Here is a 22,644-nt window from a genome sequence, read left to right as displayed (position 1 = left end):
AAAAACCGGTAAGGACTTATGTGCGGATTAGCTGGAGAGTTACGTTTCGATCAACAACCTGCGGACCTTGCGGCCGTAGAGCGAATCACCCATCACCTGGCCCCTCGCGGCCCTGACGCATGGGGTTTTCATAGCCAGGGCCCGATTGCCCTCGGTCATCGGCGCCTGAAAATCATGGACCTGTCCGACGGTTCGGCCCAGCCGATGATCGACAGTCAACTGGGCTTGTCCCTGGCCTTCAACGGCGCAATCTACAACTACCCGGAACTGCGGGCCGAGCTCGAAGGCTTGGGCTATGCCTTTTATTCCGGTGGCGACACTGAAGTGTTGCTCAAGGGCTACCACGCCTGGGGCGAAGCGCTGCTGCCCAAGCTCAACGGCATGTTCGCCTTCGCCATTTGGGAGCGCGATGCCAAACGGCTGTTCATCGCCCGCGACCGCCTCGGCGTCAAGCCGCTGTACCTGTCGCGCACCGGCCAGCGCTTGCGCTTTGCCTCGGCATTGCCGGCGCTGCTCAAGGGCGGTGACATCAGCCCGATGCTCGACCCGGTGGCCCTCAATCATTACCTGAATTTCCATGCGGTGGTCCCGGCGCCACGCACCTTGCTGGCCGGTGTGGAAAAACTGCCGCCGGCCACCTGGATGCGCATCGAAGCCGACGGCAGCACCGAGCAGAAAACCTGGTGGACCCTGCCCTACGGTCCCCGGGCCGATGAGCAGCATCTGAACCTCGAAGACTGGATCGACCGCGTGCTCGACAGCACCCGTGAAGCGGTCGCCATTCGCCAGCGCGCGGCCGTGGATGTCGGCGTGCTGCTTTCCGGCGGCGTGGATTCGAGCATGCTCGTGGGCCTGCTGCGGGAAGTCGGCGTGGAAGATCTGTCGACCTTCTCCATCGGTTTCCAGGATGCCGGCGGCGAGCGCGGTGACGAGTTCCAGTATTCGGACCTGATCGCCAAGCACTACGGCACCCGTCATCACCAATTGCGTATCGACGAAAAAGAGATCATCGAACAACTGCCCGCGGCATTTCGTGCCATGAGCGAGCCGATGGTCAGCCACGACTGCATCGCCTTCTACCTGTTGTCCCGGGAAGTGGCCAAGCACTGCAAAGTGGTGCAAAGCGGCCAGGGTGCCGACGAGTTGTTCGCCGGTTACCACTGGTACCCGCAAGTGGACGGCGCGAGCGATCCGTACGCGGCCTATCGCGCAGCCTTCTTTGATCGCAGCTACGAAGAATATGCCGCCACCGTGCAGCCCAAATGGCTGACGGCCAACGACGCCGCCGGTGATTTCGTCAAAGAGCATTTCGCCCAGCCAGGCGCCGATGCGGCGGTGGATAAAGCGTTGCGCCTGGACAGCACGGTGATGCTGGTGGACGACCCGGTCAAGCGCGTCGACAACATGACCATGGCCTGGGGCCTGGAAGCGCGTACGCCGTTCCTCGATTACCGGCTGGTGGAGCTCTCGGCGCGGGTCCCGGCGAAATTCAAGCTGCCCGACGGTGGCAAGCAGGTTCTCAAGGAAGCCGCCCGGCGGGTGATCCCCAGTGAGGTGATCGACCGCAAGAAAGGCTATTTCCCAGTGCCGGGCCTCAAGCACCTGGAAGGCAACACCCTGGCCTGGGTCCGCGAACTGCTGCTGGATCCGAGCCAGGATCGCGGCCTGTTCAACCCGGCCATGCTCGACCGACTGCTGACCGACCCCAACGGCCAACTCACGCCGTTGCGCGGTTCAAGGTTGTGGCAACTGGCGGCGCTGAACCTGTGGCTCAGCGAGCAAGGAATCTGATGCATGAAACCTTCAACCGTTCACAACCAACGCCTTTTGCGCGGCCAGGCGCCGTCCTATGAACGCCTGCAGGCGCGCCTGGCCGAAGATGGCAGCGAATTGGGCGCCGACCCGATCGCGGTGCATTGCGGCTGGGGCCGATTGCTGATCGGTCACACCTTCCCGGACCCGGCGAGCCTGGCCCGGGAACTGCTCAACGAACAATCCGGCGAACGTGACATTGCCTTGTACGTCGCCGCGCCCCAGCAGGTGCTGGGGCTGGAACCGGCGCAGCTATTTCTCGATCCGTCCGACACCTTGCGCCTGTGGTTCAGCGACTATCGGCAGGCCACGCGGGTGTTTCGCGGCTTCCGGATTCGCCGGGCGCAAAGCGATGCCGACTGGCAGGCCATCAACCAGCTGTACCTGGCCCGGGGCATGCTGCCCATCGATCCACAACGACTGACCCCGCGTCATGCGGGCGGCCCGGTGTACTGGCTGGCCGAAGACGACGACAGCGGCGCGGTGATCGGCAGCGTCATGGGCCTGAATCATCAAAAAGCCTTCAACGATCCGGAAAACGGCAGCAGCCTCTGGTGCCTGGCCGTGGACCCGCAATGCTCACGGCCGGGTGTTGGCGAAGTGCTGGTACGCCACCTCATCGAGCACTTCATGAGCCGTGGTTTGAGTTACCTCGACCTGTCGGTGCTGCATGACAATCGCCTGGCGAAAAACCTTTACGCCAAACTTGGTTTCCGTAACCTCTCGACCTTCGCCATCAAACGCAAGAACGGCATTAATCAGCCGCTGTTCCTTGGCCCTGGCCCCGAGGCGCCGTTCAATCCTTACGCACGAATCATCGTCGAGGAAGCCCATCGTCGAGGCATCGAAGTGCAGGTGGACGACGCCGAGGCCGGATTATTCACCCTGGTCCACGGCAGCCGCCGGGTGCGTTGCCGGGAATCCTTGAGCGACCTGACCAGTGCCATCAGCATGACCTTGTGCCAGGACAAAAGCCTGACCCATAAGGTGCTCAAAAGCGCTGGCCTGAACCTGCCAGCCCAGCAACGGGTGGGCAATGCCGACGACAACCTGGCGTTTCTCGATGAGCACGAGCGGGTGGTGGTCAAGCCGCTGGACGGTGAACAGGGCCAAGGCGTAGCGGTGGACCTGCGCACGATCGAAGACGTGCAGAGCGCCATCGAAACGGCCCGGCAGTTTGACAGCCGAGTGTTGTTGGAAAGCTTCCACGAAGGGTTGGACCTGCGGGTCCTGGTGATCGGCTTTGAAGTGGTGGCCGCGGCCATTCGGCGTCCGGCGGAGGTGATCGGCGACGGCCAGCACAGCATCGGCGCGCTGATCGAAGCCCAGAGCCGCCGACGGCAAGCCGCCACCGGGGGTGAGAGCAAGATTCCGATGGACGCCGAAACCGAACGCACCCTGAGCGCGGCCGGGTTTGACTACGACAGCGTGTTACCGGCCGGCAAACATCTATTCGTCCGGCGCACGGCGAACCTGCATACCGGCGGCGTCCTGGAGGATGTCACCGGGATCCTTCATCCAACCCTGGCCGATGCAGCGGTGCGCGCCGCGCGGGCGCTGGACATCCCCATGGTCGGCCTCGATTTGCTGGTGCCAGCGGCCGATCAACCCGAATACGTGTTCATCGAAGCCAACGAACGCGCAGGTTTAGCCAACCACGAACCACAACCCACTGCCGAACGCTTTGTGGATTTGTTGTTTCCTCATAGTCAGGCGGTGGCCTAGCCCTTTTCCCCGTGGCGAGGGAGCTTGCTCCCGCTCGACTCTGTAAGAGCTGGCGAAGCCTGCGATCTTTTGATCTTTCGCTTGAGACTCAAGTGTCCGGGGAAAGATCGCAGCCTCGTTGCATTCGACAGCTCCTACGGCCCAGCGGGAGCAAGCTCCCTCGCCACAGGGGCCCTCATCTATTTGAACGTTCCGAGAGGAGTTTCCATGATCAGCAAAATTCCCGAACCGAATCTCGAATACCTGCAAAAGGTCTTGCTGGAAATGCTTGCCATCCCCAGCCCTACCGGCTTCACCGACACCATCGTGCGCTACGTGGCCGAACGACTCGAAGAACTGGGCATTCCGTTTGAAATGACCCGGCGCGGTACGATCCGCGCCACCCTCAAGGGCCGCAAGAGCAGCCCCGACCGGGCGGTATCGGCCCACTTGGACACCATTGGCGCTGCCGTACGAGCGATCAAGGACAACGGTCGCCTGACCCTGGCTCCAGTGGGTTGCTGGTCCAGCCGCTTTGCCGAAGGCAGCCGGGTCAGCCTGTTCACCGACACCGGGGTGATTCGTGGCAGCGTCCTGCCATTGATGGCCTCTGGGCACGCGTTCAACACCGCCGTGGATGAAATGCCCATCAGTTGGGACCACATCGAACTGCGCCTGGACGCCTACTGCGCCACCCGAGCCGATTGCGAGACCCTGGGCGTGGGCATCGGCGACTACGTGGCCTTTGATCCCTTGCCTGAGTTCACCGAGAGCGGCCACATCAGCGCCCGGCACCTGGACGACAAGGCCGGGGTTGCCGCGCTGCTGGCAGCGCTCAAGGCGATTGTCGACAGCGGCGAAGAGCTGCTGATCGACTGTCACCCACTGTTCACCATCACCGAGGAAACCGGCAGCGGCGCGGCGGCCGCACTGCCTTGGGACGTCAGTGAGTTCGTCGGCATCGACATCGCGCCCGTCGCGCCAGGCCAGCAGTCCAGCGAACACGCGGTCAGCGTGGCGATGCAGGATTCCGGCGGCCCTTACGACTACCACCTGTCGCGGCACTTGCTGAAACTGGCCAAGGAAAACGAGCTGCCGGCACGCCGTGACCTGTTCCGCTACTACTTCAGCGACGCCCATTCGGCCGTCACCGCGGGCCACGACATCCGCACCGCCCTGCTGGCCTTCGGCTGTGACGCCACCCATGGCTACGAACGCACCCACATCGACAGCCTGGCCGCCCTCAGCCGTCTGCTCGGCGCCTACATCCTCAGCCCACCGGTATTCGCCAGCGACGCGCAACCGGCCCAGGGTTCGCTGGACCGCTTCAGTCACCAGATCGAACACGACACGCAGATGGAAAGCGACACTCGGGTGCCGTCGGTGGACAGTTTGGTGGGGCAGCGGTCGGAGAGCTGATCCAGCTAACAACATGGCTCTTGCGGGTGTATCGCAATCCAACTGTGGGAGCGGGCTTGCTCGCGAAGGCGCCGGCACATACAGCATTGATACAAGCTGGCCCACCGCTTTCGCGAGCAAGCCCGCTCCCACAAGGATTTGCAGTGACCGAAAAACCACAGGCTAGCCGCAAAAGCCCATTGGCCGTAGCATCACCTTATTGTCTAGCCGAGGTACCCCATGCTGATTCCCCACGACCAACTCGAAGTCGACACGCTCACTCGCCTGATCGAGGATTTCGTGACCCGCGACGGCACCGACAATGGTGACGACACGCCTCTGGAGACGCGTGTATTGCGGGTCAGGCAGGCCTTGACCAAAGGCCAGGCGCTGATCGTCTTCGACCCCGAAAGCGAACAGTGTCAACTGATGCTCAAGCACGATGTGCCCAAGCACCTATTCGACTGAACACGCCTTGCGAGCGGCGTGGGCCTTTTTCCTCTGGATCTTTTCGTAAATTTCGAAGCGATGAACGTCGATGTGCCGTGGCGCCTCCACGCCAAAACGCACCGTGCTGCCACTGACCGACAGCACCCGGACGGAAATATCATCACCGATGGAAATCAACTCACCCACAGCGCGGCTTAGTACGAGCATGGTTCTTATCCTTAAGATTGTCTGGACCTTGACCATGCCCGGCCTGTTTCATGTTCTCAATACACCCCCATGAATTCAGTAATGCCCTACAACCCAGACTCTGGCGACTGAAGGAAACTTCCTGCAAAACCTTGTCGCCCTCCCTTTCAAGAGGCTGAAAAACGCGGGCCGAACAGAATCACACTTGCCCCAAGCACACAGAGCGCCACACCGAGCCAGTCGGAACCCAGCGGCCGCACGCGCTCAATCACGGCCAGCCAGCCGATCGAAGCAATGATATAGATACCGCCATAGGCAGCGTAGGCACGACCGGCGTAGGACGCTTCGATGCGGGTCAGCAACAGCGCGAACAGCGTGAGGCTGAATAGCGCCGGTGCGATCCACCAGACGCTCTTGCCCTGGCGCAGCCACATCCAGAAGGCGTAGCAGCCGGCGATTTCAAACAGCGCGGCGAGAAAAAACCACAAATAATTGAGCATGCAAGTGTCCATCAGGAAAGCCGGATGGCGCCATCCTGAGGACACCGGGCAGCCAGGTCAACTCGGGTTCTGACGGGCCTTGGCGCGCATCTTGTCGGCCATGACGGTCATTTCGTCATACAGCAACTGCGGGTTTTTCTGCTTGATGGCCCAGGCCATCCGGCCCTGCTCATGGGGCAGGATCATGAACTGGCCCTCGGCGACCTGCTGGTAGATGTAATCGGCAATGTCAGTAGCGGTGATCGGTGAGCTTTCCAGCAGTTTGCCCACCTGCGCTTTCATGGCCGGGGTCGGGCCACGGAAGGAGTCCAGCAGATTGGTCTGGAAGAACGACGGGCAGACCACATGTACGCCGATTTCCTGCTGCGCCAGTTCAATCAACAGGCTCTCCGACAACGCCACCACGCCAGCCTTGGCCACGTTGTAGTTGCTCATGGCCGGGCCCTGCATCAGGGCGGCCATGGAGGCGATGTTGATGATCTTGCCGCGGCTTTTTTCCAGCAACGGCAGGAACGCCTTGCAGCCCTTGACCACGCCCATCAGGTTGATTGCGATCTGCCAGTCCCAATCCTCGAGGGAGAGTTCGCTGAAGAACCCGCCCGACGCCACGCCAGCGTTGTTGACGATGATGTCGATACCACCCAACTTTTCTTCGCAGGCCTGGGCGAACGCGGTCAGTTGGCTGTAGTCGCGCACATCACAACGCTGGACAAAGCCCTCGCCGCCAGCGTCGCGCACCAGCCTGAGGGTTTCCTGAAGGCCGGGCTCACTGACATCCGACAAGGCCAGGCGCCAGCCTTCGCGGGCCCAGCGCAGCGCGATTTCGCGACCCAGGCCAGAACCGGCACCGGTGATCATCATGCGATTTTGCATAGGAAACAGCCTTGTTGTTCCGGGAGAGATGGGCCGAGTGTAGCGAAGGACCTGGCCTGACCCACGCTCCATCAGATTGCTGAATGGCGGGGGCTAACCGTAATGGGTTTTGAGGGCAGTAGTGCCATGGGGACAACCCTGTGGGAGCAAAGCTTGCTCGCAACAGAGGCAACTCGATTCTGGAAGGCTTCGTCGTTTGTATCGCGAGCAAGCTTTGCTCCCACAGAGGCTCCTTACACGCCATAAAAAACTTTGAATTTTTTACAGGACGTTACGGTCCGAATTATTAAGCCGCCCGGATTTAACGCATGCGTGCTGGTAGTTGAAAAGTTGCAACATTCCAGAACTGACCAATAAGGAAATCAACAATGGGCACAATACTGATCATTATCCTGATCCTCCTGCTGATCGGTGGTCTCCCGGTCTTCCCGCACTCCAGAAGTTGGGGTTACGGTCCGTCCGGTATCATCGGTGTCGTATTGGTGGTGCTGTTGGTCCTGCTGTTACTGGGCAAGATATAAACCACTAAGTAAGGGTAAAAAAAAGAGGCCTTTGCAGGCCTCTTTTTTATGCTCGCCGATGATCAATCCGGCTTGCCGTCAACCACGCCGGCGGTATTGTCCAACAGGCTCTTGGTGGCGGTCTGCAGGAACGATTCAAGCTGGAGTTTCATCCGTGCGGTATCCGGTGCGTCCGGGATGACTTGCGCATGTGGGTTGGCCCCCAGTTCATAGCGGTACATCTTCGGCGGCATTTCCTTTTCCCTGCGCAGGACCAGGATCGTGTCGTCGCGGATGATGGCAGTGGTCTGGTCGCTGCCCGACGGTTTGATCACGCCAAAACCAGGGTCGCCTTCGGGCAGGTTCAACAGGTCACGCCCCCAGCACTGGTGACGCACCTGGCCGCCGATACGGCCCATGATGGTCGGGACGATATCGATCTGGGTGCCTACAGTGTGGCTGCGCTGACCGAACTTTTCCTGGACGCCCGGGCCGATCAGCAACATCGGCACGTTGAAGCGGCCCAGGTCCATTTCACTGATCTGGCGCTCGTTGCCGAAGCCATGATCACCGACCACGACAAACAGCGTTTCCTTGAAGTAAGGCTCCTTGCGGGCCTTCTCGAAGAACTGGCCCAGCGCCCAATCGGAGTAGCGCATGGCGGTCAGGTGCTCGTTCAGGCTGCCACGGTCGGTGACCGGCGGCACCGGCAACGGCGTCGGCAGTGCATACGGCGTATGGTTGGACAGGGTTTGCAGCAAGGCATAGAACGGCTTGCCGTTTTCCCGGGCCTTGAGCTCGACCAGACCACGGTCGAACATATCCTGGTCGGACACGCCCCAGGTCGGATCGGAGAACACCGGGTTGACGAAATCGTTACGCCCGATGAACGTGGTCATGCCCTGGCTGCTGAAGAAACCAGACTGGTTGTCCCAGGCGAAATCGCCGTTGTAGACATACACGTCATCATAACCACGGGGACTGAGCAGTTGTGGCAGGCCCGACAACTTGTGGCTGCCTTCCGGCGTCTGCATCAGGTATTCGAAACCCGGCAGGTTCGGGAAGCACGCCATGGTGGCGAACATGCCTTGATGGGTGTGGGTGCCGTTGGAGAAGAAGCGGTCGAACAGCAGGCCTTCCTTGGACAGTTTATCCAGGTAAGGGGTGATGTTGCCCGGCGCGCCCAAGGCGCCCACCGAGTGACCGGCCATGCTTTCCATGAGGATCACGACCACGTTCTTGATGGGCAGGGTCTTGTCCACTGGTGGCGTGTAGTCACGACGCACGGCGGCCGTCTCGGTATCCACCAGTTTGTCGTCAGGCATCACCAGCATGTCGCGCACGGTCTGTTGTGCCAGCGACTGCTCAAGGGTGGCTTTCCAGACGTTGTCACGGTGTTCGGACAACCGGCTCTTGGCCGCCGCCACCAGCGACAGCGTGCCATTGAGGCCCAACTGGTTGGCGAAGTTCGAATCGGTGGTGTAGACATCACCCCAACGCAGGGGAGGCCCCTGGCGCAAGGTGCCACGGGCGGCAGTCACGGCGACCAGCAAGCACACGACAAACACCACGATACGGCCGTACCACGGGGCAATCTGGCGCGTACCGATGGTGCCGCCGCTGAAAGGCCCGCGTGGGCGGGTCGCACGGTCGGCACCCTTGAACGCCAGGCTCAGGATGAGGGTACCGCCGAACCAGGCCAGCAGGTAACGCACCACCGGAAAACCGTACCAGAGCATGCTCATCACGGTTTTCGGATCTTCCTTCACATATTGGAAGACCAGGCCGTTGAGGCGCTGGTGAAACTCACGGTAGAAATCCAGCTCCATCAGGCCCAGAAACAACGCGATGCTGGAGGTAACGGTCAGCCACAGACGAAAGAACCCCCGTGCCGCCATGGCCCGGGCGCTGAACAATGCCAGCAGCAGCGGGATGCTGAGGTAGACCACCAGGCGCAGGTCGAAACGCAGGCCATTGGCGAACGCTTCAACGAAGGTCGAGGCCGGGGTGTCGAGGATCATCTCGCGGTTATAGACCAGCAGCGCCACGCGCAGCAGGCTGAACATGACCATCATCACCAGGGCACAAAGCAACGTGTAGGCCAGGTGCGATTTGACGGTCGGTTGCAGCAGGCGATGCGTGGTGCGCTGCTGACTCAGGGCGTCCGGAATTGCCATGTCGATTGGGGACCTATTGGAGTTGATGTGACAAAAAGAACAACGGCGCGCCCTCTGTTGGCCAATGCCGGCCCCCGGGGCTTGCGCGAATGCGCAAATGTTGCACGAACGACTAAGACATTGCCATTAAATAGCCGGCGGCGATAAAGCGCGGGAGATTGTCCGCAAGACTTAGTGAAAATTTCGTTCAATGAATATCTGGAAACACAAAAAGTGCCGGTGAAAGAGAGCCGAGCACTGTTGTGACGGGGGGAGCCTGCTCCCGATGGACTCTGTGGGAGCTGGCGAAGCCTGCGATCTTTTGCTCTTGCGCTTGAGAGGAAAGATCGCAGCCTCGTTGCACTCGACAGCTCCTGCGGCCCAGCGGGAGCAAGCTCCCTCGCCACATGAGCTTCCTTGCTACATCAGAAAATCAGTCGTTGCTCGGTTTGTTGATCGCCTGCAATACGTATTGCGGCATGGCGAACGCACCGATGTGAACTTCGGGGTTGTAGTAGCGGGTGACGATCCCGCTGCCAATGAACCGCTGGCGCAGGGTCTCGCGGGACAGCTTGCGATAGGCAGGGTCGGTCGAACCCCAGGCGAAAGTCATGGCGCCGCCGATGTAGGTCGGCACGGCAGCCTGGTAGAAGTGCCAGTCGGCAAACAGGCCACGCAGGCGTCCGGCGGTGGTCTGTACTTCGCTCAGTTGCATGAACGGCGTACCGTTCTGGGTCACCAGGATGCCACCTTCGTTCAGGCAGCGATGGCAGGCCTGGTAGAAGTTTTCCGAGAACAGCACTTCACCCGGACCGATCGGGTCGGTTGAGTCGGAAATGATGACGTCGAATTTTTCCTGGGTGGTGCTGACAAAACGCATGCCGTCGTCGATCACCAGGTTCAGGCGCGGGTCATCGTAGGCACCCTTGGAGTGGTTGGGCAGGAACTCTTTGCACATGTCCACCACGGTGCCGTCGATTTCCACCATGGTGATGTGCTCGACACCCACGTGCTTGCTCACCTCACGCAACATGCCGCCGTCACCGCCACCGATGATCAGCACGCGCTTGGCCGTGCCGTGGGCAAGGATGGGCACGTGGGTCAGCATCTCGTGGTAGATGAACTCGTCGGCTTCGGTGGTCTGGATCACGCCGTCCAGCGCCATCACCCGGCCCATGCGCGGGTTCTCGAAGATCACCAGGTGCTGGTGCTCGGTGCGCACTTCGTGCAACAGCTTGTCCATCCGAAAACGCTGGCCGTAGCCTTCGTAGAGGGTTTCCTGGTAGTCGCCGGTCGGGGTAGTCGTCATGGTCAGGTGCTCCGATAAATACGCGGTTGGCCGATGAAGGCTCGCAAAGGCGCGCATTCTACGACGATGAACATGACAGGTCGAACCTTGTAGGCGCTGCCGAGGGAAGCGAGGCTGCGATCTTCGCCCTGACAGTTGAATCTCAAGCAAAAGCTCAAGATCAAAAAGATCCCAGGCTTCGCCAGCTCCTACGGAGCCCAGCGGGAGCAAGCGTCCTTGCCACGGGGCAATCTCCACCCCTTAGTGGAATTGACGCCCCAACCCCGCTGGCACGCCTTCGATGGTGGTGTCTTCCCATGGGCCATTCGGGCTGACGGAGCGGCTCCAGCCGTTGTTCCACCGGTAGTAGGTGCGCTGGCGGTAGAAAGTGTTGGTCTGGTTATCCAACACATAGACCCCAAGCTTGGCATCCCAGTGGCTGTTGCCTCCCGGCGGCGGGGCGAAACTGGCGGAAGTGCGGGGCAGCGGTTTGGCCGGTTTGTTCGGGGTAACAGGCTTGCTCGGTGGAGTCGACGGACCCGGCTTGGTGGTCGGGGTCGACGGTGGAATGGGCGGCAGCGGCGCCGAAGGCTCCGGCGGGCGCTGGACCGCACAAGCGCTCAAGCCCAAAACGAGCGTGAGCAAGGTGATACGAGCGATGGCGGTCATGGGGCGAATTCCTGTTATTTGTCCGGGCTGTCGATGGTCAGTTGTTGCTGCGCTGTGGTGCTGCTCGCCAGGGGTTGGCTACGGCCGATCCACTCGCCGGCGGTCGGTTGACCGGCCCGCGAGATGCGCGCCACCAGTTGGACTTCAGGGAAGTTCGACAGTTTCAGCTGCGGCATCATCGCGTCCGCGTCGCCCAACTCCACCGTGGCGGGCAGATCGGCGACGGTCATGCGCTTGGCCGCCAGCGGCGCCGGCGGACCGGAAACGGCGCGGGCGAAGATGAACACGCTGTCGCCCGGCTGCACCTTGGCCTTGAGTGCCGGCGCGAGGTCGACGCGCACCTTGAGCAGGGCTGCTGCCTTGGCCACCGGGGCCTGGACGACCTTGCCGCCACTGGCCTGGAGCTTCTCGGTGGCACGGGTGATACCGCCTTGCAGTGCGTCACGGGATTTATCGCCTTCCGGCAGTTCCACCAGCAAACGCCCCCAGTAATCGATCGCGTCCTGATAGCGCTCGCTTTCAAAGGCGGCGATACCCAGCAGGCCAAGACTGGTGACTTCCTTGGGATCGAGTTTCAGCGCTTCATCGGTCAAGGCCTGGACCTTGTCCGACCACTTCTTGCCATCGGCGAAATACTGCGCCTGGGCCCATTGCCCGAGCAGTTCGGGTTGCCGGCCGGCCACCGCCACGGTGCGCTCGAAAATCTTCGCCGCATCCGCCGGTCGGTCCTGGGCCATGTAGGTTCGGCCGAGAAAATACAGGCCCTCGGCGGAGTCCGGTTGCGCGGCCACCGCACGCTCCAGGCGCAAGGTCATTTCTTCCATCGACTGCGGTGCCTGGGCGAATTCACGGGTCAGTTCGACCTTGTCGCTAGCGCCGAAATGCAGGTACAGCCCCAAGCCCAGCAACGGCACCAGCACAGCCGCGAGCAGCGGCAACGGCTTGCCCAATCGGGATTCCCGTGGCGCATCGGCGCCCTCGGTGTCAGCGAGCAGTTCACGAGCAGCTTCAGCACGACCGGTGTCCAGTTGCGCCGCATTGAGCACGCCCTCCTCCCGCTCGGTTTGCAGTTCGGCGACGCGCTCCTGGTACAGCGCCACGTTGAGCGCGGTGCGGTCCTCTTCCAATTGGGCACGACGAACGCGCAATACGGGGATCAACAGAAAACTCAGGGCAACCAGAAGAAGCAGACCTGCAGCGAGCCAGAAATCAATCATGCTTGGTTTTATCCAACAGTTGGTCGAGGCGCTGGCGCTCTTCGACAGAAAGCGTGTCCGCAGCGGCGCCGCGCTGGACCCGACGGCGACGCACGATCACCGCGATAATGACGAAACCACCGAGCAACAGCGCGGCGGGGCCAAACCAGAGCAGCGCGGTCTTGGAGGACAGGGCCGGGTTGTAGCGCACAAACTCACCGTAGCGATCCACCATGAAATCGATGATCTGCTGGTTGTCCTTGCCCTCGCCGAGCATGCGGAAGATTTCCTTGCGCAGGTCAGCGGCAATCGGGGCGTTGGAGTCGGCAATGTCCTGGTTCTGGCACTTGGGGCAGCGAAGTTCCTTGGTCAGTTCGCGAAACCGCTCGCGCTCGCCGTCGTTGGCAAATTCGTAGGTGTCGATGGCGGCGTGAGCCACACCGACCAGGCTCAAGCCGAGGATGGCAGCGGCTAACCAACGCTTCATGGCTTGGCCTCGTCCACCAGGGCCTGATATTTGGCAGCCAGCTTCTCGCGCCAGACCTGTTCGTCGATCACACCGACAAACTTGTCGCGGATAACGCCCTTGGCGTCGATGAAGAAGGTTTCCGGTGCCCCGTAGACGCCCAGGTTCAGGCCCAGGGAGCCCTCTTCATCGCGAATGTCCAGTTGATACGGGTTGTGGAACTCGGCGAGCCACTTCAAGGCATCGACGTTGACGTCCTTGTAATTGACGCCGTAGATCACCACGCCGTTCTGGGCCAGTTTATTGAGCACCGGGTGCTCGACCCGGCAGGAAATGCACCAGGTGCCCCACACATTGACCAGCGCCGGTTTACCCAGCAGGTCAGCACGGGTCAGGGTTTTGTCGCCCTGCACCGAGGGCAGGGAAAACTCCGGGAACGGCTTGCCGATCATCGCCGATGGCAGCTCGCTCGGATTCAGGTAAAGCCCTCGATACAAAAACACCGCCATCAACAGAAACAGCACCAGCGGCAACAGCATCAACCAACGTTTCATGCAGTGGCTCCCGTCACGCCCAGGGCTTCACGCACCCGGGTTTTCACCTTGACCCGATAACGCCGATCCAGCGCCGCCAGCACCCCGCCCAGCCCCGTGAGCAAGCCACCGAACCAGATCCAGCGCACGAACGGCTTGACGTGAACCCGCACCGCCCATGCGCCGTCGCCCAGGGACTCACCCAGCGCCACGTAGAGATCGCGAGTGAAACCGGCATCGATCCCGGCTTCGGTCATCACCGAGTTCTGCACGGTGTACAGGCGTTTTTCCGGATGCAGCACGGTCACTTCCCGGCCGTCGCGAATGACTCGCACAGTGCCTTTGTCGGAGGTGAAGTTCGGGCCTTCAAAATGTTTGGCGCCTTCAAAAACGAACTGATAGCCCCCCAGGTCCATGGACTCGCCCGGCGCCAGGCGCAAGTCGCGCTCGGCGCTGTTCTGGCTGGACAGCACCACGCCCAGGGCGCAGACGGCGATGCCCAGGTGAGCGATCTGCATGCCCCAGTAACTGCGGGTCAGGGTTGGCAGGCCCTTGATCAGGCCTTTGTGGCGGGTCTTGTCGACGATGTCCCGCCCGCCCGCCAGCAACACCCAGGCCGCCAGCACGAATGTCGCCAAAACCGCCCAATTGAAGTCGCCATAAGCGACCCCGGCCACCACGGCCAGGGCCGCCGTGCCCAGCAGCACCGGCGTCAGCATGCTCAGCAACCACTTGACCGGGGTGTCTTTCCAGCGCACCAGCATGCCAATAGCCATCACCACCATCAGGATCGCCATCAGCGGGATGAACAGCGCATTGAAGTACGGCGGGCCGACCGACAACTTGGCGCCGGACAACGCATCGAGCACCAGCGGGTACAGCGTCCCCAACAGGATCATTGACGCAGCCACCACCAGCACCAGGTTGTTGCCCAGCAACAGGGTTTCCCGGGACCAGAGGTTGAAACCGACCTGGCTTTTCACCACCGGCGCACGCAGGGCGAACAGCGTCAGGGAACCGCCGACCACGAACAGCAGGAACATCAGGATGAACACACCACGCTCGGGGTCCGAGGCGAAGGCATGCACCGAGGTGAGGACCCCGGAGCGCACCAGGAAGGTTCCCAACAAGCTCAGCGAGAACGCAGCGATGGCCAGTAACACGGTCCAGCTCTTGAACACGCCACGCTTTTCCGTGACCGCCAAGGAGTGAATCAGCGCGGTGCCCACCAGCCAGGGCATGAACGAGGCGTTTTCCACCGGGTCCCAGAACCACCAGCCGCCCCAGCCAAGTTCGTAGTAGGCCCACCAGGAGCCGAGGGTGATGCCGATGCCGAGGAAGGCCCAGGCGACGATGGTCCATGGACGCGACCAGCGTGCCCACGCGGCATCGAGACGGCCGCCCAGCAACGCCGCGATGGCAAAGGCGAAGGCCACGGAGAAACCGACGTAGCCCATGTAGAGCATCGGCGGGTGAACGATCAGGCCGATGTCTTGCAGCAACGGGTTAAGGTCGCGGCCATCCGTCGGCATCTGGGGCAGGATGCGTTCGAACGGGTTGGAAGTGACGATCAAGAACAGCAGGAAACCGGTGCTGATCATGCCCATCACCGCCAGCACCCGGGCCAGCATCACCTGGGGCAACTGGCGGGAGAACACCGAGACAGCGAAAGTCCAGCCAGCGAGGATCAAGGCCCAGAGCAGCAGCGAGCCTTCATGAGCGCCCCACACCGCACTGAACTTGTAGTACCAGGGCAAGGCGCTGTTGGAGTTGCTGGCGACATACTCGACGGAAAAATCATCGACCATGAAGGCATAGGTCAGGCAACCGAAGGCAAACAGCATAAAGGCGAACTGCCCCCATGCCGCCGGCTGGGCCAGGCTCATCCACAAACGGTCGCCGCGCCAGGCACCGAGCAATGGCACCACGGCCTGGACCAGGGCAAAGCACAGCGCCAGGATCATCGCCAGATGGCCCAACTCGGGAATAAAAAGACCAGCAGTCATCAATCAACCCTCCTTCACGGGAGCGGGCGCCGACTGACCGCTGTCTTTCAGGGCCTTGGTCACTTCCGGCGGCATGTATTTTTCATCGTGCTTGGCCAGCACTTCATCGGCCACCACCACGCCGTCGGCATTGAGCTTGCCCAAGGCGACGATGCCCTGCCCTTCGCGGAACAGGTCCGGCAGGATGCCCCGATAGGTGATGGTCACGGTCTTGCTGAAATCGGTGACGTTGAATTTCACGTCCAGCGAATCCCCGGAACGTACCAGGGAGCCCTTTTCCACCATGCCGCCGGCGCGGATACGGGTGTCCTTGGGCGCTTCGCCATTGGCGATCTGGGTCGGGGTGTAAAACAGGTTGATGTTCTGCTGCAGGGCGCTCAGGGCCAGGCCGACCGCAACACCGACACCCACCAGGATCGCAAGAATGATGACAAGACGTTTTTTGCGCAGCGGATTCACTGACCGTTCTCCCGGCGCAGACGACGCGCCTCTTGTTGCAGATACCGCTTGCGGGCCACGATCGGCACCGCCACGTTGAGGCCCAGCACCGCCAGGCAAATGCCATAGGCGGACCAGACATACAGGCCATGATGACCCATGGCGAGGAAATCGCCGAATGAAGCGAAACTCATCGAGCGGCCTCCAGGCTATTCTGTACTTCGGCCTTCACCCAACTGGCCCGGGACTCGCGCTTGAGCACTTCCAGGCGCATGCGCAGCAACAGCACCGCGCCGAAGAAACAGTAGAAACCCAGCACGGTCAGCAACAGCGGCAGCCACATTTCAACGGGCATCGCCGGCTTTTCGGTAAGGGTGAAGGTCGCGCCCTGGTGCAGGGTGTTCCACCACTCCACCGAGTACTTGATGATCGGAATGTTGATCACGCCGACAATCGCCAACACTGCGCAGGCCTTGGCGGCGCTGTCACGATTACTGATGGCGTTGCCTAGCGCAATAAGACCGAAGTACAGGAACAGCAGGATCAGCATCGACGTCAGTCGGGCATCCCAGACCCACCACGAGCCCCAGGTCGGCTTGCCCCAGATCGCCCCGGTGACCAGCGCCACGGCGGTCATCCAGGCACCGATCGGCGCGGCGCATTGCAGGGCGACGTCGGCCAGCTTCATCTTCCATACCAGCCCGACCACACCGCACACCGCCAGCATCACGTAGACGGACTGGGCCAGCATTGCCGTGGGCACGTGGATGTAGATGATGCGAAAGCTGTTGCCTTGTTGATAGTCCGGCGGGGCGAAGGCCAGGCCCCAGACCACGCCGGAGCCAATCAGCAGCACAGCGGCGATGCTCAACCAGGGCAACAGTTTGCCGCTGATACCGTAGAACCACTTGGGTGAGCCGAGCTTGTGAAACCAGGTCCAGTTCATTGCTGTTTCCATCACGGTTGCGGCTCGCTATCACGAACCGCCGGGGTGGCCTTTACTTCCTGGGAAGCGGTCAGTTTTTGACCCGGCCTCATTATTATTCGCCGACGCTGATTTTCAGGCCAGCCGCTATTGCAAAGGGTGTCAGGGTTATCGCCAGGGCGGTCAGGCTCCCAAGCCACAGCAGATAACCGGTTGCCGGCATGCCTTGCAACGCCGCCTGCAAGGCGCCACTGCCGAGGATCAACACCGGGATATACAGCGGCAGGATCAGCAGGGCCAGCAGCAGGCCGCCGCGCTTCAACCCCACCGTCAACGCCGCGCCCACCGCACCGAGCAAGCTCAACACCGGCGTACCCAGCAGCAGCGAGACTAGCAGCACAGGCATACATGCGGCGGGCAAGCCCAGCATCATCGCCAACAGCGGCGAGAGGAGCACCAGCGCCAGGCCGGAAAAAACCCAGTGTGCCAGTACCTTGGCTAAAACCAGAAGGGCCAGGGGGTGCGACGAAAGGACCCACTGCTCGAGGGAACCGTCCTCGAAATCACTGCGGAAAAGCCCGTCCAGCGAGAGCAGGACCGATAAAAGCGCCGCCACCCAGACCAGTCCCGGAGACAAGGTTTGCAACAATTGAGTCTCAGGACCGACCGCCAACGGGAACAATGCAATGACGATCGCGAAGAACACCAGCGGATTTGCCAACTCAGCCGGGCGGCGGAACAACAGGCGCGCCTCGCGGGCCAGCAACAGGCCAAACACACTCATACGGCCCAATTCCCCAGATCAATGTTGCGATACCCGGACGGCATCCGCGCCAGCGTGTGGTGGGTGGTCAAGAGCACCATACCGCCGCTTTCGCAGTGCCGGGCCAGGTGTTCCTCGAGCTGCGCGACGCCCTGTTTATCCAGGGCGGTGAACGGTTCGTCGAGAATCCACAGCGGCGGGCTGTCCAGGTACAGCCGAGCCAGGGCCACGCGGCGCTGCTGGCCGGCGGACAGGGTGTGGCACGGCACGTCTTCGAAGCCACGCAACCCCACTGTCGCTAACGCCTGCCAGATCGCCTCGCGCCCGACCGGCCGATGCAGCGCACAGAGCCAGCTAAGGTTTTCTTCAGGGGTCAGCAAATCCTTGATCCCGGCGGCATGGCCGATCCAGAGCAGGTTGCGCGCCAGTTCACTGCGTTGGCTCTGCAAGGGCTGGCCATTGAGCAACACCTGGCCGGCGGTCGGTTGCATCAACCCGGCCAGCAGGCGCAACAGGCTGGTCTTGCCACTGCCATTGGGGCCGCTGATCTGCACCATATCGCCATTGGCGAGTCTCAATTCGAGCTTTTCGAAAAGCAGCCGCAAGTCTCGCTCACAGGCGAGGCCGACGGTTTGCAGGAGAGGACTGGTCAAGGGATCGCGGGCCTTATACGGTTCAAGTCGGCAGTGCAGCGGCCGTTAAAGAGATGCAGCATAGATGCATTGACGGCCTGTTCCACAGAGCTGCGTCAAACAATTGCAAGGTTTTCGCCACTCCCTGGGAGACGGGCGGCATTATACATGCCGTGCTCTACTCTAAAGAGGGCTTATTTTCCCAAGGTAAGACCGCAGATGACAGGCGACATGAACATCCTGCCGCTGCCCCAGGCCACGGCAACGACGCGTACGCCGGCGGTCAGTGGCGAGCTGCTCAAACTGCTGACGCCGGCCGAGGGCCTGATCGGTGCTGGCCAAACCGCCAAGGCCGAAGTGCTGTCGCTCAAACAGGCGGAACAGACTTTCCAGCTATTGCTCAAGGTCACCCTGGAGAGTGGCCGCCAGACCACCGTCCAGGCCACCAGCACCCAGCCGCTGCCCCAGGGCACCAGCCTGGCCGTGACCCAGCCCTCCGCCGGCAACCTGGCGATTACCGTGCAGCAGGCCATAGCCTCCAGCGTCGCGACCCTGACCCGTATCGATACCGCACAGATGCCGGTCGGTACGCTGCTGCAAGGCAAGGTGCTCACCAGTCAGGCGCTGCCGCAAATGCCGGGGCAACCGGCGGTGTACCGGTCGTTGGTGAGCCTGCTCAACACCGTCCAGGCCGGCGCCACCCTGGACATCGACAGCCCGCAACCGCTGCGTATCGGCACGCTGTTGAGCGCCCAGGTGCAAGATGGCCAGACGCTGAAATTCGTGCCCCTGAGCAACCGCCAGGAGCAACTGGCGGTGAGCCAGCAACTGGCCACGCAGGTAAGCCGTCAAGGCTCGCTGGACAGCCTGATCGCCGCCCTGCAAAACCTGCCGGCCACTGACGAAACCGGCACCGAGCTGCGCGCCGCGGTGACACGCCTGTTGGCAGGCCTGCCGGATGTCCAGCAGTTGAGCACGCCCAAAGGTTTGGCCCAGGCCATGGCAGCCAGCGGTGTGTTCCTGGAAAGCAAATTGCTCGCCGGGCAGCCGTCGGGCCTGGCGCCGGACATGAAAGGTGACTTGCTGAAATTGATCGCCCAACTGACCCCGGCCCTGCCAGCCTCCACCAGCCTTGGCGCGATCATCGCCGCCAACACCCTGGCCCAGGCCATGCCCAACTTCGTGCGCAGCGCCCTGGGGATGCTTGGCCAGGTCAGCGTCAAGCCACAACCCACCCACTTCCCCCTGCCCTCGCGCCTGCTCAAAGACCAGGACCAGGAAGGCGATCTGGAACACCTGTTGCGCCTGGCGGCCGCCGCCGTGTCGCGCCTGCAAAGCCATCAGCTGTCGAGCCTGGAACAGACCGGCCTGACCGACGACGGCCGGCTGATGAGCACCTGGCAACTGGAAATCCCGATGCGCAATCTGCAGGACATCGTGCCCTTGCAGGTCAAATTCCAACGCGAGGAAACCCCGCCCCGGGAGCAGCCAGCCGAGCGCCGGGATGAACGTGAACCGAAACAGCAACTCTGGCGGGTCGAGCTGGCCTTCGACATGGAGCCGTTGGGACCGCTGCAAATCCAGGCGCAGTTGCTCAGCGGCAGCCTGTCGAGCCAGTTATGGGCGCAGCGGCCGTACACCGCAAGCCTGATCGAAAGCAACCTGACAGCGCTGCGTGAGCGCCTGGTGAGTTGTGGCCTGAACGTCGGCGACCTGGACTGCCATCTCGGCACCCCGCCCCAGGGCCCCAAGACTCGCCTGGAACAACGCTGGGTGGACGAAACCGCATGACAACCCACACCGAACCCCGCCAAGCCATCGCCCTCAAGTACGATGGCCACCACGCCCCAACCCTCACCGCCAAGGGTGACGAAGCCCTGGCCGAGGAAATCCTGCGGATCGCCCGCGAAAGCGAAGTGCCGATTTATGAAAACGCCGAGTTGGTGAAGCTGTTGGCGCGGATGGAACTGGGGGACAGCATTCCAGAAGAGTTATACCGCACGATTGCCGAGATCATCGCGTTTGCCTGGAACCTCAAGGGCAAGTTTCCCCAGGGCCATGATCCGAATGCACCGAGCGTCGAGAAGGATGTGACCGATCGCGGCGACGATTACTGATCGCAACGACGCTGTACCTGTGGCGAGGGAGCTTGCTCCCGCTCGGGTGCGCAGCAGCCGCAAAAGCTGAGGTCCGCTGCGCGGCCCAGCGGGAGCAAGCTCCCTCGCCACAGGGGGTTGTTGACTGCAGGGTCCAGGTATGCGCGCGAAAAAAAACTGTGGGAGCTTTCTCGCTCCCACAGTTGATCAGGGCGAGAACGATCAACCGCCCCTATGCAACTTACTCATCAACTCCGCCTCGGCCTGGGTCAAGCCGCAGGATTGGGTCAGTTCGTCGACGCTGGCGCCCATGCCAACCAGGCGTGCGGCCTGGGCGAAGGACAAGGTGGAGGGGTCGCGTTGTTCCAGTTGGGCCAGTTTGTCCGGCAACGGCGCGACCACGGCGCGTAGCTCATGGAGGGCTTCACCCATGCGCACGGTGCCGTTCTGATAATCGTCGACGCGTTTGGCCAGGTCCTTGATGCGCTGATCGCGCAGCGCATCGCCCTGGGCCTGCTGAGCGGCGATCTGCCGCTGACCACGTATGTACGCCACAAACATCGCCAGCGTGCCTGCCCAAAAAAGGAACAGGACAATGACTGCTACCTCAAGAATCAATCAGATACTCTCCAGTTCCGACCACTCTTCTTCGCTCATCATTTTTTCCAGCTCGACCAGGATCAGCAACTCGTTGTTCTTGTTGCAAACACCCTGGATGAACTTGGCCGACTCTTCGTTACCGACGTTAGGCGCGGTTTCGATTTCCGACTGACGCAAGTAAACCACTTCGGCGACGCTGTCGACGAGAATGCCGACCACTTGCTTATCAGCTTCGATGATCACGATACGCGTGTTGTCGTTGACCTCGGTGGAGCTCAAGCCAAAACGCTGGCGAGTGTCGATGACCGTAACCACGTTACCGCGCAGGTTGATGATGCCCAGCACGTAGCTGGGTGCACCCGGAACCGGGGCGATCTCGGTATAGCGCAGCACTTCCTGAACGCGCATCACGTTGATGCCGTAGGTTTCGTTGTCGAGTTTGAAGGTTACCCATTGCAAAATCGGATCTTCGGAACCCTTGAGAGACGACGCCTTATCATTCATACCCTGACCCCTCGAAAAACCGCCTGTGGCGGCGTGTGTTCTGTCCCGTGACGCTGTGCGCCACCGGTTGTCTTATTTCGGTTTCTGGACCGGCTTGGTGCCGCCCAGGTGTTTTGCCCCGCCGCTGGCGATCAGCTCGGCCAGCTCGGACACGTCCAGCAAGGCGCACATGTGCTCGATCACCGTCCCGGCCAGCCATGGCCGTTGCCCTCGATGGCTGCGCCATTTGATCTCGTTCGGGTCCAGGCGCAGCGAGCGACTGACCTGATGCACCGCTAAACCCCATTCATAACCTTGCACAGAAATCACGTATTGCAGGCCCTGGCGAAAATCATCGCGATAACGGTCCGGCATCACCCAACGCGCGGTGTCGAGCACCTTGAGGTTGCCGGCCTGGCTCGGCAGGATCCCGAGGAACCATTCCGGCTGGCCGAACAACGGCGTCAATTCCTGCCCGGCCAGGGAATAAATCGATCCCAGGCATACCAGCGGCACCGCCAGGGTCAACCCGGCCACATCGAACAACAGACACTCGAACGGCTCGGCGGCCCAGGCCGGACGGTCATCGTTTGGCACCGGCGGCGGGTTGCTCGGCGGCAAGTGGACTTCCACCACCGGCGTCACCAGGCCCTGCAACAACGGTGCAACGGTCGAGACCGGCGCCAGGATCGGCGCAGGCGCGTCCATGACGGCCACCTGAGGCTTGATAAACGGTGCCTCGACCGCCGCCGCCATCACTGACTTCTGCGCGTCACGGGCCTGCTCTTCGAGCACGGCCGCCTGAAACTCATCCAGCACGCCTTCGGGTACGACGGTCTCGGGCAACGCCTCGATCACGCTCGGCGGCGGTGACAGTTCTTCGGTCGCTTCCTGCAACAGCCCGTCCAGATAGGACTGCAAGGCCATTTGCGGACGCGAGGTTGTCTTTATCGGGCGGCTCATAGGAACA

At 61.7% G+C, this 22,644-nt stretch carries 25 protein-coding genes; 7 read left to right on the top strand and 18 right to left on the bottom strand.

Annotation, left to right across the window (positions count from 1 at the left end):
• The first annotated feature begins 18 nt into the window (after positions 1–18).
• The 4 genes from ACWNZ1_RS01360 (at position 19) to ACWNZ1_RS01345 (ending at position 5,382) form a co-directional block, all read left to right on the top strand.
• Positions 19–1,791: an N-acetylglutaminylglutamine amidotransferase gene (locus ACWNZ1_RS01360; protein WP_135844335.1), complete on the top strand. Its 1,773-nt coding sequence runs from the start codon at positions 19–21 to the stop codon at positions 1,789–1,791.
• 3 nt (positions 1,792–1,794) lie between these two features.
• The gene (gene ngg / locus ACWNZ1_RS01355; RefSeq protein ID WP_135844334.1) at positions 1,795–3,537 is read left to right on the top strand and encodes an N-acetylglutaminylglutamine synthetase; all 1,743 of its coding nucleotides are present in this window, start codon (positions 1,795–1,797) and stop codon (positions 3,535–3,537) included.
• A 207-nt stretch (positions 3,538–3,744) separates the two neighbouring features.
• Positions 3,745–4,935, top strand: coding sequence for an osmoprotectant NAGGN system M42 family peptidase (locus tag ACWNZ1_RS01350; protein WP_135844333.1), 1,191 nt, complete (start codon positions 3,745–3,747; stop codon positions 4,933–4,935).
• A gap of 219 nt (positions 4,936–5,154) precedes the next feature.
• On the top strand, positions 5,155–5,382 hold the full coding sequence (locus ACWNZ1_RS01345) for a YheU family protein (protein ID WP_003199186.1): 228 nt from the start codon (positions 5,155–5,157) through the stop codon (positions 5,380–5,382).
• On the opposite strand, the gene csrA is transcribed toward ACWNZ1_RS01345, so the two are convergent.
• From csrA to ACWNZ1_RS01330, 3 genes are all read right to left on the bottom strand, one after another.
• Entirely contained in the window at positions 5,371–5,571 is a 201-nt protein-coding gene (gene csrA / locus ACWNZ1_RS01340) for a carbon storage regulator CsrA (protein WP_135844331.1), read from the bottom strand. The two genes, ACWNZ1_RS01345 and csrA, sit on opposite strands and share 12 nt — an antisense overlap.
• Positions 5,572–5,717: 146 nt before the next feature.
• Positions 5,718–6,050, bottom strand: a complete 333-nt coding sequence (locus ACWNZ1_RS01335) for a YnfA family protein (protein ID WP_256452374.1) — start codon at positions 6,048–6,050, stop codon at positions 5,718–5,720.
• A gap of 57 nt (positions 6,051–6,107) precedes the next feature.
• Positions 6,108–6,923 carry an SDR family oxidoreductase gene (locus tag ACWNZ1_RS01330; RefSeq protein WP_135844329.1) on the bottom strand — a complete coding sequence of 272 codons (816 nt, stop codon included), beginning with the start codon at positions 6,921–6,923 and terminating at the stop codon, positions 6,108–6,110.
• A 368-nt stretch (positions 6,924–7,291) separates the two neighbouring features.
• On the opposite strand from ACWNZ1_RS01330, the gene ACWNZ1_RS01325 reads away from it, so the two are divergent.
• Positions 7,292–7,444, top strand: coding sequence for a DUF3309 family protein (locus tag ACWNZ1_RS01325; RefSeq protein ID WP_003183939.1), 153 nt, complete (start codon positions 7,292–7,294; stop codon positions 7,442–7,444).
• 62 nt (positions 7,445–7,506) lie between these two features.
• Here ACWNZ1_RS01325 and ACWNZ1_RS01320 read toward each other — a convergent pair whose 3' ends face one another.
• From ACWNZ1_RS01320 to ccmA, 12 genes are all read right to left on the bottom strand, one after another.
• Complete coding sequence (locus ACWNZ1_RS01320; RefSeq protein WP_135844328.1) at positions 7,507–9,600, bottom strand: LTA synthase family protein; 2,094 nt, start codon at positions 9,598–9,600, stop codon at positions 7,507–7,509.
• A gap of 412 nt (positions 9,601–10,012) precedes the next feature.
• Positions 10,013–10,888 (bottom strand): polyamine aminopropyltransferase, encoded by an 876-nt coding sequence (gene speE, locus ACWNZ1_RS01315; protein WP_135844327.1) that lies wholly within the window; start codon positions 10,886–10,888, stop codon positions 10,013–10,015.
• 240 nt (positions 10,889–11,128) lie between these two features.
• Complete coding sequence (locus tag ACWNZ1_RS01310; RefSeq protein WP_135844326.1) at positions 11,129–11,536, bottom strand: hypothetical protein; 408 nt, start codon at positions 11,534–11,536, stop codon at positions 11,129–11,131.
• A gap of 14 nt (positions 11,537–11,550) precedes the next feature.
• Positions 11,551–12,753 carry a c-type cytochrome biogenesis protein CcmI gene (ccmI, locus tag ACWNZ1_RS01305; RefSeq protein ID WP_135844325.1) on the bottom strand — a complete coding sequence of 401 codons (1,203 nt, stop codon included), beginning with the start codon at positions 12,751–12,753 and terminating at the stop codon, positions 11,551–11,553.
• A complete protein-coding gene (locus tag ACWNZ1_RS01300) occupies positions 12,746–13,219 on the bottom strand; it encodes a cytochrome c-type biogenesis protein (RefSeq protein WP_256452373.1) in 474 nt (157 codons plus the stop codon). Before ACWNZ1_RS01300 ends, ccmI begins: the two co-directional genes overlap by 8 nt.
• Positions 13,216–13,752 (bottom strand): DsbE family thiol:disulfide interchange protein, encoded by a 537-nt coding sequence (locus tag ACWNZ1_RS01295; RefSeq protein WP_135844323.1) that lies wholly within the window; start codon positions 13,750–13,752, stop codon positions 13,216–13,218. The genes ACWNZ1_RS01300 and ACWNZ1_RS01295 overlap by 4 nt, the downstream gene beginning before the upstream one ends.
• Positions 13,749–15,737 (bottom strand): heme lyase CcmF/NrfE family subunit, encoded by a 1,989-nt coding sequence (locus ACWNZ1_RS01290; RefSeq protein WP_456027302.1) that lies wholly within the window; start codon positions 15,735–15,737, stop codon positions 13,749–13,751. The genes ACWNZ1_RS01295 and ACWNZ1_RS01290 overlap by 4 nt, the downstream gene beginning before the upstream one ends.
• 3 nt (positions 15,738–15,740) lie before the next feature.
• Complete coding sequence (ccmE, locus tag ACWNZ1_RS01285) at positions 15,741–16,196, bottom strand: cytochrome c maturation protein CcmE (protein ID WP_135844321.1); 456 nt, start codon at positions 16,194–16,196, stop codon at positions 15,741–15,743.
• A complete protein-coding gene (gene ccmD, locus ACWNZ1_RS01280) occupies positions 16,193–16,369 on the bottom strand; it encodes a heme exporter protein CcmD (RefSeq protein WP_135844320.1) in 177 nt (58 codons plus the stop codon). Before ccmD ends, ccmE begins: the two co-directional genes overlap by 4 nt.
• Entirely contained in the window at positions 16,366–17,121 is a 756-nt protein-coding gene (locus tag ACWNZ1_RS01275; protein WP_135844319.1) for a heme ABC transporter permease, read from the bottom strand. Before ACWNZ1_RS01275 ends, ccmD begins: the two co-directional genes overlap by 4 nt.
• A 94-nt stretch (positions 17,122–17,215) precedes the next feature.
• Positions 17,216–17,884 carry a heme exporter protein CcmB gene (ccmB, locus tag ACWNZ1_RS01270; RefSeq protein WP_003183957.1) on the bottom strand — a complete coding sequence of 223 codons (669 nt, stop codon included), beginning with the start codon at positions 17,882–17,884 and terminating at the stop codon, positions 17,216–17,218.
• Positions 17,881–18,516 carry a cytochrome c biogenesis heme-transporting ATPase CcmA gene (gene ccmA / locus ACWNZ1_RS01265; protein WP_135844318.1) on the bottom strand — a complete coding sequence of 212 codons (636 nt, stop codon included), beginning with the start codon at positions 18,514–18,516 and terminating at the stop codon, positions 17,881–17,883. Before ccmA ends, ccmB begins: the two co-directional genes overlap by 4 nt.
• A gap of 198 nt (positions 18,517–18,714) precedes the next feature.
• Between ccmA and fliK the strand changes: the two genes are divergently transcribed.
• Together fliK and ACWNZ1_RS01255 are read left to right on the top strand one after the other, a co-directional pair.
• Complete coding sequence (gene fliK / locus ACWNZ1_RS01260) at positions 18,715–20,286, top strand: flagellar hook-length control protein FliK (protein ID WP_256452371.1); 1,572 nt, start codon at positions 18,715–18,717, stop codon at positions 20,284–20,286.
• Entirely contained in the window at positions 20,283–20,612 is a 330-nt protein-coding gene (locus ACWNZ1_RS01255; protein ID WP_014337186.1) for an EscU/YscU/HrcU family type III secretion system export apparatus switch protein, read from the top strand. Before fliK ends, ACWNZ1_RS01255 begins: the two co-directional genes overlap by 4 nt.
• A gap of 201 nt (positions 20,613–20,813) precedes the next feature.
• On the opposite strand, the gene ACWNZ1_RS01250 is transcribed toward ACWNZ1_RS01255, so the two are convergent.
• The 3 genes from ACWNZ1_RS01250 to ACWNZ1_RS01240 form a co-directional block, all read right to left on the bottom strand.
• Complete coding sequence (locus ACWNZ1_RS01250; protein WP_135844316.1) at positions 20,814–21,209, bottom strand: DUF2802 domain-containing protein; 396 nt, start codon at positions 21,207–21,209, stop codon at positions 20,814–20,816.
• Positions 21,210–21,695, bottom strand: coding sequence for a chemotaxis protein CheW (locus ACWNZ1_RS01245; protein WP_003183968.1), 486 nt, complete (start codon positions 21,693–21,695; stop codon positions 21,210–21,212).
• 72 nt (positions 21,696–21,767) lie between these two features.
• The gene (locus ACWNZ1_RS01240; RefSeq protein WP_265072826.1) at positions 21,768–22,637 is read right to left on the bottom strand and encodes a CheW domain-containing protein; all 870 of its coding nucleotides are present in this window, start codon (positions 22,635–22,637) and stop codon (positions 21,768–21,770) included.
• Positions 22,638–22,644: the final 7 nt, after the last annotated feature.

The sequence above is a fragment of the Pseudomonas sp. CFBP 5748 genome, assembly GCF_053850495.1.
The sequence above is the reverse complement of the archived record's forward strand: the minus strand, read 5'-3'. Positions and strand labels throughout refer to the sequence as shown.

Bases quoted from the DNA above. Each gene is read 5' to 3' on its own strand.
- ACWNZ1_RS01360 (WP_135844335.1), top strand. From the start codon at position 19: ATGTGCGGATTAGCTGGAGAGTTACGTTTCGATCAACAACCTGCGGAC.
- ngg (WP_135844334.1), top strand. From the start codon at position 1,795: ATGAAACCTTCAACCGTTCACAACCAACGCCTTTTGCGCGGCCAGGCG.
- ACWNZ1_RS01350 (WP_135844333.1), top strand. From the start codon at position 3,745: ATGATCAGCAAAATTCCCGAACCGAATCTCGAATACCTGCAAAAGGTC.
- ACWNZ1_RS01345 (WP_003199186.1), top strand. From the start codon at position 5,155: ATGCTGATTCCCCACGACCAACTCGAAGTCGACACGCTCACTCGCCTG.
- csrA (WP_135844331.1), bottom strand. From the start codon at position 5,571: ATGCTCGTACTAAGCCGCGCTGTGGGTGAGTTGATTTCCATCGGTGAT.
- ACWNZ1_RS01335 (WP_256452374.1), bottom strand. From the start codon at position 6,050: ATGCTCAATTATTTGTGGTTTTTTCTCGCCGCGCTGTTTGAAATCGCC.
- ACWNZ1_RS01330 (WP_135844329.1), bottom strand. From the start codon at position 6,923: ATGCAAAATCGCATGATGATCACCGGTGCCGGTTCTGGCCTGGGTCGC.
- ACWNZ1_RS01325 (WP_003183939.1), top strand. From the start codon at position 7,292: ATGGGCACAATACTGATCATTATCCTGATCCTCCTGCTGATCGGTGGT.
- ACWNZ1_RS01320 (WP_135844328.1), bottom strand. From the start codon at position 9,600: ATGGCAATTCCGGACGCCCTGAGTCAGCAGCGCACCACGCATCGCCTG.
- speE (WP_135844327.1), bottom strand. From the start codon at position 10,888: ATGACGACTACCCCGACCGGCGACTACCAGGAAACCCTCTACGAAGGC.
- ACWNZ1_RS01310 (WP_135844326.1), bottom strand. From the start codon at position 11,536: ATGACCGCCATCGCTCGTATCACCTTGCTCACGCTCGTTTTGGGCTTG.
- ccmI (WP_135844325.1), bottom strand. From the start codon at position 12,753: ATGATTGATTTCTGGCTCGCTGCAGGTCTGCTTCTTCTGGTTGCCCTG.
- ACWNZ1_RS01300 (WP_256452373.1), bottom strand. From the start codon at position 13,219: ATGAAGCGTTGGTTAGCCGCTGCCATCCTCGGCTTGAGCCTGGTCGGT.
- ACWNZ1_RS01295 (WP_135844323.1), bottom strand. From the start codon at position 13,752: ATGAAACGTTGGTTGATGCTGTTGCCGCTGGTGCTGTTTCTGTTGATG.
- ACWNZ1_RS01290 (WP_456027302.1), bottom strand. From the start codon at position 15,737: ATGACTGCTGGTCTTTTTATTCCCGAGTTGGGCCATCTGGCGATGATC.
- ccmD (WP_135844320.1), bottom strand. From the start codon at position 16,369: ATGAGTTTCGCTTCATTCGGCGATTTCCTCGCCATGGGTCATCATGGC.
- ACWNZ1_RS01275 (WP_135844319.1), bottom strand. From the start codon at position 17,121: ATGAACTGGACCTGGTTTCACAAGCTCGGCTCACCCAAGTGGTTCTAC.
- ccmB (WP_003183957.1), bottom strand. From the start codon at position 17,884: ATGAGTGTGTTTGGCCTGTTGCTGGCCCGCGAGGCGCGCCTGTTGTTC.
- fliK (WP_256452371.1), top strand. From the start codon at position 18,715: ATGACAGGCGACATGAACATCCTGCCGCTGCCCCAGGCCACGGCAACG.
- ACWNZ1_RS01255 (WP_014337186.1), top strand. From the start codon at position 20,283: ATGACAACCCACACCGAACCCCGCCAAGCCATCGCCCTCAAGTACGAT.
- ACWNZ1_RS01245 (WP_003183968.1), bottom strand. From the start codon at position 21,695: ATGAATGATAAGGCGTCGTCTCTCAAGGGTTCCGAAGATCCGATTTTG.
- ACWNZ1_RS01240 (WP_265072826.1), bottom strand. From the start codon at position 22,637: ATGAGCCGCCCGATAAAGACAACCTCGCGTCCGCAAATGGCCTTGCAG.